Annotated in this window: 19 protein-coding genes and 1 pseudogene; all 20 read right to left on the minus strand. The window is 60.2% G+C overall.

Annotated features, from left to right (window positions below; all coding sequences use genetic code 11):
- Positions 1-3: 3 nt before the first annotated feature.
- The 20 genes and pseudogenes from HBO24_RS29685 to HBO24_RS23055 all read right to left on the minus strand — a co-directional run bounded on the left by HBO24_RS29685 (position 4) and on the right by HBO24_RS23055 (position 11,708).
- Entirely contained in the window at positions 4-1,926 is a 1,923-nt protein-coding gene (locus tag HBO24_RS29685; RefSeq protein WP_262152998.1) for a phage tail protein, read from the minus strand.
- Positions 1,923-2,540, minus strand: coding sequence for a phage tail protein I (locus tag HBO24_RS22970; RefSeq protein WP_170060376.1), 618 nt, complete (start codon positions 2,538-2,540; stop codon positions 1,923-1,925). The genes HBO24_RS29685 and HBO24_RS22970 overlap by 4 nt, the downstream gene beginning before the upstream one ends.
- Positions 2,540-3,451 carry a baseplate J/gp47 family protein gene (locus HBO24_RS22975; protein ID WP_170060377.1) on the minus strand — a complete coding sequence of 304 codons (912 nt, stop codon included), beginning with the start codon at positions 3,449-3,451 and terminating at the stop codon, positions 2,540-2,542. Before HBO24_RS22975 ends, HBO24_RS22970 begins: the two co-directional genes overlap by 1 nt.
- Positions 3,448-3,792, minus strand: coding sequence for a GPW/gp25 family protein (locus HBO24_RS22980; protein WP_092231639.1), 345 nt, complete (start codon positions 3,790-3,792; stop codon positions 3,448-3,450). Before HBO24_RS22980 ends, HBO24_RS22975 begins: the two co-directional genes overlap by 4 nt.
- Positions 3,789-4,361: a phage baseplate assembly protein V gene (locus HBO24_RS22985; protein WP_170060378.1), complete on the minus strand. Its 573-nt coding sequence runs from the start codon at positions 4,359-4,361 to the stop codon at positions 3,789-3,791. Before HBO24_RS22985 ends, HBO24_RS22980 begins: the two co-directional genes overlap by 4 nt.
- A gap of 61 nt (positions 4,362-4,422) precedes the next feature.
- The gene (locus tag HBO24_RS22990; RefSeq protein ID WP_092231633.1) at positions 4,423-4,881 is read right to left on the minus strand and encodes a phage virion morphogenesis protein; all 459 of its coding nucleotides are present in this window, start codon (positions 4,879-4,881) and stop codon (positions 4,423-4,425) included.
- Positions 4,871-5,353, minus strand: coding sequence for a phage tail protein (locus tag HBO24_RS22995; protein WP_170060379.1), 483 nt, complete (start codon positions 5,351-5,353; stop codon positions 4,871-4,873). Before HBO24_RS22995 ends, HBO24_RS22990 begins: the two co-directional genes overlap by 11 nt.
- A pseudogene (lysC, locus tag HBO24_RS29400) lies at positions 5,350-5,535 on the minus strand (Rz1-like lysis system protein LysC); the annotation flags it as partial. The gene HBO24_RS22995 and the pseudogene lysC, both read right to left, overlap by 4 nt.
- Positions 5,450-5,893, minus strand: coding sequence for an Rz-like lysis system protein LysB (lysB, locus tag HBO24_RS29690; protein WP_170060380.1), 444 nt, complete (start codon positions 5,891-5,893; stop codon positions 5,450-5,452). The gene lysB and the pseudogene lysC, both read right to left, overlap by 86 nt.
- Positions 5,890-6,369: a hypothetical protein gene (locus tag HBO24_RS23005; protein WP_170060381.1), complete on the minus strand. Its 480-nt coding sequence runs from the start codon at positions 6,367-6,369 to the stop codon at positions 5,890-5,892. The genes lysB and HBO24_RS23005 overlap by 4 nt, the downstream gene beginning before the upstream one ends.
- Entirely contained in the window at positions 6,366-6,569 is a 204-nt protein-coding gene (locus HBO24_RS23010; protein WP_170060382.1) for a hypothetical protein, read from the minus strand. Before HBO24_RS23010 ends, HBO24_RS23005 begins: the two co-directional genes overlap by 4 nt.
- The gene (locus HBO24_RS23015) at positions 6,566-7,411 is read right to left on the minus strand and encodes an N-acetylmuramidase family protein (RefSeq protein ID WP_170060383.1); all 846 of its coding nucleotides are present in this window, start codon (positions 7,409-7,411) and stop codon (positions 6,566-6,568) included. Before HBO24_RS23015 ends, HBO24_RS23010 begins: the two co-directional genes overlap by 4 nt.
- The gene (locus HBO24_RS23020; protein ID WP_154906853.1) at positions 7,408-7,686 is read right to left on the minus strand and encodes a phage holin family protein; all 279 of its coding nucleotides are present in this window, start codon (positions 7,684-7,686) and stop codon (positions 7,408-7,410) included. The genes HBO24_RS23015 and HBO24_RS23020 overlap by 4 nt, the downstream gene beginning before the upstream one ends.
- Before the next feature lies 1 nt (position 7,687).
- Positions 7,688-8,041: a putative holin gene (locus HBO24_RS23025; RefSeq protein WP_070994593.1), complete on the minus strand. Its 354-nt coding sequence runs from the start codon at positions 8,039-8,041 to the stop codon at positions 7,688-7,690.
- Between the two features lie 27 nt (positions 8,042-8,068).
- On the minus strand, positions 8,069-8,281 hold the full coding sequence (locus HBO24_RS23030) for a tail protein X (RefSeq protein WP_170060384.1): 213 nt from the start codon (positions 8,279-8,281) through the stop codon (positions 8,069-8,071).
- Positions 8,281-8,484 (minus strand): hypothetical protein, encoded by a 204-nt coding sequence (locus HBO24_RS23035; RefSeq protein WP_170060385.1) that lies wholly within the window; start codon positions 8,482-8,484, stop codon positions 8,281-8,283. Before HBO24_RS23035 ends, HBO24_RS23030 begins: the two co-directional genes overlap by 1 nt.
- On the minus strand, positions 8,484-8,945 hold the full coding sequence (locus HBO24_RS23040; RefSeq protein WP_170060386.1) for a head completion/stabilization protein: 462 nt from the start codon (positions 8,943-8,945) through the stop codon (positions 8,484-8,486). Before HBO24_RS23040 ends, HBO24_RS23035 begins: the two co-directional genes overlap by 1 nt.
- Before the next feature lie 103 nt (positions 8,946-9,048).
- On the minus strand, positions 9,049-9,765 hold the full coding sequence (locus HBO24_RS23045; RefSeq protein WP_092231619.1) for a terminase endonuclease subunit: 717 nt from the start codon (positions 9,763-9,765) through the stop codon (positions 9,049-9,051).
- A gap of 11 nt (positions 9,766-9,776) precedes the next feature.
- Positions 9,777-10,784 carry a phage major capsid protein, P2 family gene (locus HBO24_RS23050; RefSeq protein WP_154906858.1) on the minus strand — a complete coding sequence of 336 codons (1,008 nt, stop codon included), beginning with the start codon at positions 10,782-10,784 and terminating at the stop codon, positions 9,777-9,779.
- 45 nt (positions 10,785-10,829) lie between these two features.
- Positions 10,830-11,708: a GPO family capsid scaffolding protein gene (locus HBO24_RS23055; protein ID WP_170060387.1), complete on the minus strand. Its 879-nt coding sequence runs from the start codon at positions 11,706-11,708 to the stop codon at positions 10,830-10,832.
- Positions 11,709-11,791: the final 83 nt, after the last annotated feature.

Here is an 11,791-nt window from a genome sequence, read left to right on the forward strand (position 1 = left end):
GCATTACCTCCCTATTGCGAGTATGCGGAAACGACCCTCGGGCGAGAAGTTCCCGCCGGCACTGATCGCAAACCGATCCTTGGTGACGTCACCGACGACGAGGCCGCTGTTGTTTGCATACCCCCCGTATGTGCCGCTATGAAGAATCGGGAAAACGCCAAGGCATTCGTTTGGAAATGACACGGGGAAAAAACGATAGTCAGTCGCGCTCACGCTTTCTGTTGATTCGAACACCTGCTCTATCCAGCCATTCGGGAGGCGAAGGATTCCGTTTCCAGCAGAACTCGTTACCGTCGCGTTTGCAGATGTCCACAGCGGAGCGGAGCTAAAAGTAATCGGGCCAACTCCCGGTGGTGCAGTTCGAACAAACGCCACCCCGTTTTGAACGGCGATGCATGCCGCTGGTAGAGCTTCGTTATGACGTACCCAGTCAGCACCATTCCAGTAACAGTTTTGAGCCAAGGAGGACTCAAGAGCGGACGTCACAAGCGCAAAGGCCTCGCCATGAATATCAATGTTCCCACCTGTCAGCGGGTTTACATTGCGTATCGCGTCAAGAATTCCGTAGTCCGCCAGGAAGTGCCCTTTGTCGGCCTTTGCATTCAACCTGTAGTCAACATCCACGACACGGTACGCATCCAAGATGCCGTAATCAGCTAACTTCGTGCCCTTGTTCGCCTTGCCGGCCAACGCATTGGTCATGGTGGTAGCGAAGTTCGGGTCGTCCCCCAGCGCTGCTGCCAGCTCGTTCAGCGTGTCCAGTGCGCCCGGTGATGAATCGACCAATGCGGCCAGTGCAGCAGCGACAAAGGCAGTGTTGGCTACCTGGAGCGTATTTGTTCCCGGCGCAGCTGTAGGCACCGTGGGAATACCCGTCATCGCCGGGCTGTTCAAGTTGGCCTTGGTCGCTAACGAGGCGGTGACGGTGGTCGCGTATGTATTGATCGAGGCCCAGACGAACGCAGCGTTTGCCAATTCGCCGAAATTGCTACCAGGGGGCGCTGTAGGCGCCGTAGGGTTCCCGGTGAAATTAGGGCTCGCCAAGTTCGCTTTCAACGCGGGATTAAAGTTCCCATCGTGGAAGACGGTGCGCCACACATAAGAGCCATTCGGCAACACTCGCCGAAAAGAAAGAACATCCATACCGCCTGAAACGTCACCGGCAATATCGAGTGCGGAATTTGCCCCCGGATATTTTATCCGTAGAAACACCCCCCAACCGGAGGACGGTGGCTTATCCGTGGTTTCACTTGTGTACGTTCCTACGGTGGTTTTTGCTATATCCGCGATAGCCCCTGCAGTTCCAAATTGTGGCGTGGAGCTGATCGCGTCCTCGATACCGTGACCCTTGAGCGTTGTGGGGTTGCTGCCCGAGACCACAACTCCATGCTTATCGATGGTGACTTGTTGATAAGTCCCCGGTGCTTTGTTACCAGGCAGCACCGCGTCAATACTTAGCTCAACGTATTCGCGGGTAGCGAGCACTACCGCCGGATCAATCTTCAGCACGATGTTGGCGAGGCTGGAAACGATCAGATTCATCCGAATAATCTGTGTCCGGCCAGATCCTTGCGTCAGCAACGGCTTGAAGGTTGGCGCGCAGTTGGCGACGGCCACTAGATCGCCGTCCGTGTCGTAGAGGCCGATCTCTCGAATCCAGAAACCGCCGACGTTTTCCGGGATAACCTGCTCGGCGATGATGATGCCGGCGTTTTTCGGGTCTGGCTTGAGCTGGTTGAGCGGCGCGCGGCGTCGCTCGTTTATCAGCTTGGTTTGCAGGCGGTCGGGGAATGGGTCGGTGCCATTGGCATCACCCACGCCCATCTGTGCGAACGTCCAGGGGATGCCGAGGGCGTCCGCGTTCGCCTGCTTGGCCTCGCCGATGGCCGTAAGAATGGCTTGAAACTGGCTGTTCTGGTCGATCATGGGAGGATGTCCATCGTATCAATGTGATGTTCGCGACCGCCCAGGCGCAGATAGCCGCTGACTTCGATGTCGCGTTGGGTCGGTGGGTAAACGCTGAGTTCATCGCCTTCGCTGACGCAGGCGCCGATATAGAAGCTGCCGGTGGTTTCCAGGCTGATGGCCAGGCCGGTGAGGTGGCGGCTGCGGGGTTTGGCGTCATCGATCAGGAAGGTCAGTTCCTGATACATCTCTTCGGTGATGCCGGTGTCCAGCACGCCGACCTTGAGCTTGAAGGTACCCGGTACGCCGGCCGGCACGTCCTCCCACCACTGGATGATTTCGATCAGATAGCCCAAGGGCTCGACCACGCGCCGCAGCGCGCCGATGGTGCCTTTGCGCGAATGGATGTAGTACGCAGCACGGATGGCTGCGCGCTTGGTCGATTCCGACCAGGTGCTGTCCCAGCGGTCGACCGAAAACGACCAGGCCAGGTACGGCAACACAGCGAGCGGGCACAGGTTCGGGTTCCATAGCAGACGAATCGGAATGGGTACCCGTTGGATCTGCGCCAGTGCCACGGCCGCGTCACGCTCCAACTGCGTCGAGTTGCCGGGTAGCAGGTGTTGGGTGCCCATCACTCAACCCCAACCGATAATTTAATGTCGGTACAAAACGGCGCCTGATAAGGCGTGGCGGCAATATCGACCCAGTTCTCCAGCTCGACCTTGCGCACGCCCTCGACGTGCAGCGCGGCGTGGATCGCCGATTCTGAGACTTCCATACCCAGTCGGCGGCGCTGGTGGACGTAGTCCTTCAGGCGTTGTTCGGCAGCCGCTCGGGCAGGCTCAGTTTCTGGGCCGCTGGTTTTCAGGTAGAGCTTGGCCTTGACCTGGTAGCGCAGGATCTGCGCGGCCTGGACGGTGAGGCGGTCGGCGACGGGGCGGCGGTCATCATCGCTGAGATAGGCGCTAACCACGGCCAACAGCCCAGGTTCTGCGCTCCCGTCGGCCAGCATGCCCTGGACCGTCACCACGACCACGGCTGGGGAAGGGCTTTCCGCCGTGGCGTCGGCAACACGGCCGTCAGCAGCGCGGGCGTGGAAGATATAGCTGTTACGCGGGCCGGCGGTGCTGAGGCCTTCCCAGGCCATCTGCGTGCGTTCGCGCAAGCTGTCGTCATCTTCCATGACACGCGCCATGGGCGGGGATGCTGATGCATTGCCCTCCTGAATCACCAGGCGCTTGACGTTGAAGTTGGAGGCCAGGTTGTCCAAGTCCGAACCTTTGGCAAAGGGCAGCAGATTGGCGGTTGCCGCTTCGTTGACCCGTTGGCGCCAGATCGTTTCGCGGTAAGCGTTCTCCTGCAGCAGCTTGGTCAGCGGCTCCGACTCAAGCTCAAGGCGGGCGGCGATTTTTGGCTGTTCCTCTGCCGGCCACAGGCTGATGGCGTAGGCCTTGCGCTCGGCAAGGATCTGCTCGTAGTCGATCTGCTCGACGATCTGAGGCGCGGGCAACAGGCTGAGGTCGATGGCGGCGAACGTGTTCATACACTGGCCCCCAATTGCAGCGGCAGGCTCATGCTCAACGGCTCATTGGTGTCGACCAGGGTGCCGTCCAGGTCCAGCACCGATTGGCCTTGCAGATTGGCGCCGAGAAACTGCACCCGGTTCAGGCTGATACGCGGCTCCCAGCGCATTAACGCCATGACCGTGGCTGCGTACACGCGCAGGCGGGTGGCATCGTTGAAGGGATGGTCCACCAGCTCGGGCAGCAGGCTGCCGTATTCGCGGCGCATGACGCGGGTGCCGATCCGGGTGGTGAGGATGTCGGTAATCGACTGGCTGATGAGGTCCAGATCGCCGATGGCGCCGCCGGTTTCTCGGTTCATTCTGGTTTCCCCGTCTTGCCGCTACCGGGCATAACATCGCCATGCGGGTGATTGACCACGCTGATACCGGCCGCGATAACGTCTTCGGTGACTGTCACGGTACCGGTGACGTTCTGATTGCCGGTTTGGGTGTAGTCGCCGTGGTGCGTGATCGGGCCGACGATGTTGATGCCGCCCGTGCTGGTTAAGTTGGTGGTGCCGCCGTCGGGTAGGGTGGCGTTCAGGTGGTGGGCGACGCTGTCGTACTCGATCACCGTCCCGTCGGCATAGGTGCGGCGGTGCAGGCCGGGGCGGTTGCCGTTGGCGGGAATATGATCGCTGGGTAGGCCGGTGATGACGATGCCATTGGCGAGTTGGCCGGACGGGCTGATCAGGATGATCTGCTCGTCGACGGTGGGCGGGTCCCACTCACGGTCGGCCCCCGCACGCAGGGCCAGCCAGGGCAGCCAGGCGGTGGTCAATTCGCCGGTCTTTACCTTCACGCGCGGGGGCACCATCTGGACTTCGGCGATGACGCCGAGGCGGATGAGGTTTTCGAGCATGCGGGAGAGGGCGGCGAAATTGTTCATGGCGCCGATGGTGGCGCCACGCGTGCGCGGGTGCAGCTTTGCTGCCTTGTAGGGAGGGGTCTTACAGTGTCAGGTGTGCAAGCAAGCTGTCACGGATCACATCAAGATCCGCTTCGGTGAACCCCAACACTTCACGCTGTTCGTACTGCACGTCGGGAGCGCCACGCTCTGCGCGGTCCTTCAAACCGTACTGGTGAACCCTGGCAATTCGGGCAATTCGCCCGGTAAAGCCCACAGATATGGCGTTGCTGTCACCTCGGGCCTTGAGGTATGTGGCGTTCTTCAGCTTCTTGAACATTTCCAACTTGCGGCGGATATGCCCCTGCTTACCACGCAGATTGCGCTGTTTACGGGGGGCAAACTTGCTGCCGTCCGGGTTCTGCTGGGCAGTAACCCGTTTTTGTTGGCTGCGGCGCAGCTCCTGGCCGATGCTGCGGGCCAGTTGATTGCGTGCCCCAGGCTCAAGCCGTTCCAGCAGCGTCGCTGCCCAGGTCTCGAGGGCTTCCAGATCATTTGCCATCGAGCACAAACCATTCGCTGGTATTGCCCTGGGCGCCAGGCTTCCAGTTCGGGTCGAGGTATCCCGCTACGCGCTGTGGCTCGTTTGGGTGCTTGACGGTGGTGTTGCCCTGGTCATCTTGGCCGACGATCACTTTTTCCGTGAGCGGTAGGGTAATGCTGAGGTCCACCAGGTCTTTGTTCAGAATTTCGGCCTCAAATTGGAAGCCGTTCTTCACTTTATCGAGGTTGTCGAGCAGCTCGGATTGGTTGACGCTGAGCCAGCCAAGTAGCGGGAGCATTACGCTATCAGGGTGTCCTGCGAACTCTGTGAGGATGATCTGCAGTTCAAAACTGTACTCAAAAGAGAGGCTTGGCGCAGAGGTGCAACGAACTTTGCCGTTGTTGATAAAGATCAGCAGCCGGTCGGGGTTGTTCTTGAACTCGGCGACGGTGGCCAGGAGGTGGGCGCGTAGGCTTTCAGGCTTGTTCATGGCGCGGCCTGCTGGTGCTGATAAACCATGTCGACCTGCGCCGCACAGTCGGCCCAGGCGGCTTCGACGCGGTCCTGGTCGGTGAGCTGGTCGCCATTATTGCGTGGGCTGGTCGCCGGCAACTGGCACGGCACCACGGCCGGACACCCACTGACGATAAGCGTCGGCGCCGGTAAGGGCGGGGCGCTCCCGCAACCGGCGAGCAGCATCAGGCAAAGGCTGAGTAGCCCAGGTGCGTAGTTCGGCATTTTCACGTTTCAGTTCCTCTATGGTTCGTTTGCGCTTTGCCAGGCCTTGGCGCAACTGATCCTGCTGAGTGCGCAGGGCGCTCTGGGCGTCTCGCTCCTGCTTCAGGGTGTTCGTGAGCGTGTTGGCGGTGGTCAGGTTGCGGTCAGCGTCTGCGCGGGCGGTCATGGCCGCCGCCTTTGCCAGCTCTGTTTTGCCCTCGGCGATGTTGATGCGCTGTTGCTGACCCCAGATCAGCAGAGCCAGGGCGCCGAGCAGGGCAATGCCGTACAGGGCCTGCCGCAGGGTGCTCATGACAGGAACTCACCCAGGACAAATACGCGGAATTCTTCCGGGCTATAAATGGCGCGCAACTTGGTGAACCAGCTGTCAGGTTTCAACCCTACAAACCAAAAATGTCGTTGAAAGTGCAGGTTGTTAAGCTCGATCAGTCTCAATAGCAGGTCATTTTCGGGAGTGTCGACCCCGAGCTGTCTTACCTTTTTTGCCGTCGTTGCGTAGTAGGCCCCGGAGCGGATTTTTGTTGACTTGAGCCAATCGAACTCGTCGTAGAACCAGACAGCATTGGCCGAATCAATATCCGCGGGAGGTTCTTCGCCATCCGACAAGACTGTGATCCCCGGCATTTGTTTGCTGACGTACTCCCCCAGGGTACTGACGAAAATAACCGTTCGCCCTTCGCTTTTTAGTTGATTTGCGAGCCCAATCAGCCGTGTGGTCTTGCCGCTCTGACGCGGGGATATTTCGAGGTAGGCGATCTTTGTGGTCATGCGCGGTACCAGCCCAGTTTGTTCATGACTTCGCTATCAAGGTGAGTGATTGGGCCGCGCACTATCACGCATCTGCATCCGTCCATCAGGTGGAGTGCTTCGCCCAATTCCCGCATGTCGTCCTGTTCTGTGCTTTCCGGCACCACCAGCAGATCGCCGTCCTGCACCCGCAGTTTTTGCACCGCTTTGAAGTCGATCATGCCGCCACCCCTTGCCCGCAACCGCAGTCGGCGTGGCGTTCGTAGGCGCGCTGTAGCTTCACGTCGTAGAGGTTTCGCTGATAGTCCGGGCCGTTGTAGAGCTTGGCGAATTCGGCCCATTTGCGGGCTTTCAGCGCCTTGTGCAACACCGGGTCGGTTTCAATGAAACGGGTGAAGGCGTCGAACTGCTGCGATTCGCCGGCACTCATGGCCGCCACGAAGTCCTGCACGCTGGTGTAGCCCAGGCGCTGCCAGTGAAAGCCCATGATCTGGAACGCCCCCCAGGACGCAGATTCAAGGGCGGCGTTGTCGTCGATCAGACGGGCCATCGCCAAGCGCTGGTGTTCGGCGGTACCGCCGGAGTATCCGCCCGACTTTGGGTTGACCAGGGCGGGATTGACGGCGGCGAGCTGGTCGGCGTGATATTTGAGTTCGGCGGCGTCGTCGCCTTCGTGCCGAACCTTGGCGAGCTGGCGGTACATGATGTGCCGTTCGAAAAGGATCACTGGCTTGCCGTTGTCGAGGAAGCCCTTGCCCTTGGATTCCACTTCGTTGATGGCATAGATGCTTGCCAGCGGCACGCCGAGGCGTTCGGCGGCAGCGATCAGATCGTTGTTGCGCAGCAGCTGGGCGCAGTCACCGCCGGCCAGGCTGGTTTGGGTTTTTTCGCCGGCTACGCCATCAACGACCAGACCAACCTTGAGCTGATAGGCACGGACAGCGATTTCGGTGTTGTCGCCGTAGCTGCCGTCCACATCCAGCTTGGCGCCGTGGTTGTTGAGGTTCTTTTGCAGTGTGCGGACGGCCTGTGAGCGGTCGCCGTGGCGTAGGGTGGTGGTCATGCGCTGTGCCTCAACAGGGCGGCGACGTTGCCGCGAGAACGGAATATCAGGGTGCAGAGCAGCACGATGGAGACGGCTTGCCAGAGGCTGGTGGGCTGGCGGTACAGGAGGATTTCCAGACCGCAGATGCACAGTGCGGATCCAAACAGGCTGGCGAGTAGCGAGATGCTGCGCCGGTACCGCGCAGCGCCTCGGGTGTAGCAGGCCAGGCGCAAGGCGCTGAGCAGATAGGCCACGGCCGTGATCAACTGCACGATCAATTCGATGTTTGGCATGTCAGCTGCCCCCTCTGATGCGGCGGACGATTTCCCAAAAGTCAGCTTTCTCAACCCAGACCATGAGCTTGATGCTGATGGGGATGATCACCAGGGCGCAGCCGAACGCGGCGCCGCCGCTGGTGATAAATGGCAGGGCTTGCAGCGCCATGGGGGCAAAGAGGTAGCCCACACCGGCCGACAGGAACAGAGAGCCCAGGCGCTGCCAGACCTTGAGGTCGTGCTTGGTACTGGTCACCAGCCAAGCGCCGAGGATCGCGCCGAACAACGCTTCCCCGTCGATGATGGGCGTGATGGTTGCCAGGCCCAGGCCCATGAGCAGGCCGGTCACGGCGCTGGAAGTCGGATCAGCCATGGTGTGGGTTTCCTTGGTTACAGGGGATCAGTCCCATAGCTGCACCATCTGCCGCTGCGGGGCGCTGGCTTGGGCTTCGGGCATGTTGACGACAAGGCCTTGCGGCAGGATTGGGCCGTGATCGGCCAGGCCTGGGTTGGCTTCAAGGACGGCCTCGGTGACGCCTGCGGTGCGGCCGTAGAAACGCCAGCACAGGATGTCGACCGTATCGTTTTGATTGGCACGGACGGCAACGGTCATTACTTGCCCTCGGGCTCTGGCGGCGTTAGCGGGTTGGCGTACTCAAAAACACCGTCGGGCGACACGTAAGCGCCGGGGGATGCACCTGTTTCAACTACCCTGAAAATCGCAAGACCAAGCGGGTGCATGATTTCCCGGTTGATGCGTTCGTGCAGGCCGAGGCGGCTGATTTCATTCCAGTCGATGACTTTCATGTCGCTCATCAGATCAACTCCACAGTGGTGCGCGTCCGGTCGAGGAAGTCACGCACGGCCCAGCGCAAGTCGCGGCGGTAATCGTCGATGGTGGGGGTGACTTCTTCGGCCTTCTGGCTGCCAGTATTGGTGGCGCTGTAATCGCGGTAACGCTCGCAGACTTCGGCGCCGGTAGCGGCTTCGATGGCGCGGCGGTAGAGGTGGGCCTTTACCGACACGTCATTGATGCGATCACCGGGTACGTCGTCCAGCTTGGCGTGGCCGGCTGCTTGCTGGGCTTCCCGCCATCCGGCCAGCTCTCGGTTGAGGTTGATGGCAGCAGAAATAACAGCGGTTTCAAGGCGGGCCGGGGTGACGCTGTCGTTGATGCGCAGGGTGGCGCGCAAATGGTCCAGGTCAATCGACGGCCAGAAGGGGTCGGTGTTGATATGACCGCCTGCGACTGGGCCGCTGGCTACAAATGCGCTCATGAACTGCACTCGAAAATAGGTCGCCGGTGGTCGGGGCTTCACGTTCAGGAGGAGCGGCCTGGCCGATCCGCCCCGAGCCGGCGGGGTGCGTGGGGACGCTCGGTTAGCTGCTTGGTGCAGCGTGTTTCTTGAGGAGACGCTCAACGCGCTCCAGATCCTTCTTGCCGCCGCAGTTGGTGTTCAGCTCAATAGCGCGGGCCAAATGTTTCTTCGCGGAGTCCAGGTAGCCGAAGACGATTACCTGATTTTCGGAGGTGTCATCGTCAGCAACCTTTTCGGCGAATGCCTTGCCCAACGCCAGATGCAGCTTGGCTTTAGCCTGGTCGGGCATGTCTTCTTCACCCGCGATCTGCTCGGTGCGCAGCAGCAGACCAAGATCAAAGGTGCCACCAGCCTTTTGCGCCTTCAGGGCCACTTCGGCGATTTCTTCCGCGACGATGGTGCCGGTGGTGCGTTCGAAGCGGTCAGGCATCAGCAGCGCGTAGTTGATGACGTATTCGGCAATGTCCAGGGCCCCGGCAAAGTCCCCGGCGTCCATCCGCCAGACCATTAGCGTGGTCAGCACCTGGTCCTGGGCGCCTTTGCCTTCGGCAAGAACGCCCTCCACATAGGGGACGTACTCCGGCAACAGCTGCCGTTTCAGCTCCGCTTTGCCTTCGGTCGACTGCACCTGTTTCAGGCGCAAATAGTCCTGCTGGAGCTTGGCGAGGTGCAGCTCGTAAACGGTTGAACCTTCCATGGTCATGGCAGGACCGGCCACGGCAGCCGCTGCAACGGCTGCTGTGACGCGCTGGAAGTGACGACGGCAAGGGTTGGTCATGATTGCCGGCCTCAGCTCAAGGTGATGTTTTCGGCCATGGCAGCGCAGCCCAGGTCTTCAATCACGTAGCTTTCATTGACCGATTCGAAGTTTTCGATGCGGTCGCGTTTGGCGTTGTCGACGACGGTGCGGCGGCGGGTGCCTTCCTGCCAGTAGATCGACAGGTTGTCGAGGCGGGTTACCAGCAGCCCGTTGGCCGGGAAGTGCGGCACACGCACGGCTGGCAGGTTGCCGATGCGCTTTTGGCTGGTGACGATATCGGCCGCCAGCATTTCGGTCGGGGCCTGGGTTTTGTTGATGATCGGGAAGTACTTGTCGGCCAGCAGTTGGCGACCGCAGATCACCACCAGGTCGGTGTCTTCTTGGTACCAGGGCTCGATGAATTCATTGACCATGCTCACGACCAGGGCGTCGATGTTTTCAAAGTCCTTGCCGGCGCCGATCTGAATTTTTCCGCTGCCGTCGACCACTTCCTTCATCACACGGGCGGGGTTTTCAAGACGCATTTTCTCCAGCCAGCCGATGTTGACGTCTTGCAGCAGTTGGTTGATTGCCGGGTTGGAGGTTGCGGCGCGACTGGTGCCGTTCCAGCCGATCATGATCCGGTTGAGCGCTTGGGCCTTGATGATGGCGTCACGAATACGCGCCTGGAAGTCCTTGAACTTGGCCCACTGGTCCAGCTTCTGGTAGCGAATGCCCGTGTCAAAGTTGGTCTGAGTGCAGACGTACCCACGGTTGTCCAGGCCGCTTGGGTCGCGGGGTTCGCGGTCCTTGAGGGTGGTGTCGGTGGTGCTGGCAATGGTGCCGTCGATACCAATGCCGATTTTTTCACCCGACTGCTCGGAGACGCCAAACACGTTGATGGCGCTGAGGAACGCGCTGGATTCCTGAATTCGGGTTTCCAGCGTCTGGGCGACGCTTGGGGCGGCGGTAAATTTGGTGGTGACGTCGCCCACCCCGTGCAATTGCGCGAGTTGTTGCAGGTAGGCGTTGAAAAGGACGCGAGTATCGTTACGCATGGTGTTCTCCGATGTTCCTTGGCTGGGTGTTGTCCGTGATGTGGATCAGCAGTCGGTGACGAGCTTCCCGTCACCGCCCGTAGCAGCAGGGCGAGCGGCGAACTGCGTTTTCGTGCCGGTGTTGTCCGGGGTGTTTTCGAGCTTTTTGACCAGCTCGCTGAAGTCAGCGGACAGCTTTTCGTGAGCGTTTTGCAGCTTTTCGCGTGCGGACTTCTCAGCGGCAAAGGCTTCGCCTTGGCTCGCAACATGCTCGGCCATGGCCTCAACGGCCGAACCGAGTTGAGTAAAAAGAGCGGCGTCCATGCCTACGTTTTCCTTGCTCTTGCCGAGGAGTTCGAGAACACGGTTAAACAGGCCTACGACCTTTCCGGCTTCGTCCTCAATTTCCTCGAATTCAAATGCGACCTCGATAGCCTCGGAAAACAGGTTGTCGGGGTTGCTTTTGCGACTTGCCAGCGGGTTTTTGTCCGGGTGCTGGGAGCTGAAGGCAAGCATTTCAGTACCCAGGCTCGCCGGGCTGTCGGTGACCGCGATACCGTCCAGATAGGCGCGGCCGGTGTCAGCGAACTTCGGGCGAATCTCGATGCTGGTGAACATTTTCTGCCGGGCCTTGTTCATGGTGACCAGGTCGGCAGTCGGTTCGATTTGGGCAAACAGCGCCAGCTTTTTAGCCCCGGCGATTTCGATTTCTTCAGTCTTCAGCGCAACCACATCGCCGTAGGCACGGAAGGGGCTGTCGGGCAGCATGCTGCGCATGTGTTCGATCCAAACCCGTGCCCCGTAGGTGTTTTGGCTGTAGGTCTCGGCAGCATCGACCAGCCATTGCCGTTCGATCTGGCGACCGTCAGTGGTGGCGCCTTCAACGGCGACGCGGAAAAACTTGGAGCGTTGTTTCTTGGCTGGGGTGTCGGTTTTGCCGGCCATGCGTGAATCCTCAGTGCGGTGGCTGTGTGCCTTGGCGATGAGCGCATGTTGTTGAGCGCGAGCGTGACGGGCAACGACGTGCT

It is taken from the genome of Pseudomonas sp. WS 5410 (genome assembly GCF_012985645.1).
Lineage (GTDB): Bacteria > Pseudomonadota > Gammaproteobacteria > Pseudomonadales > Pseudomonadaceae > Aquipseudomonas > Aquipseudomonas shahriarae.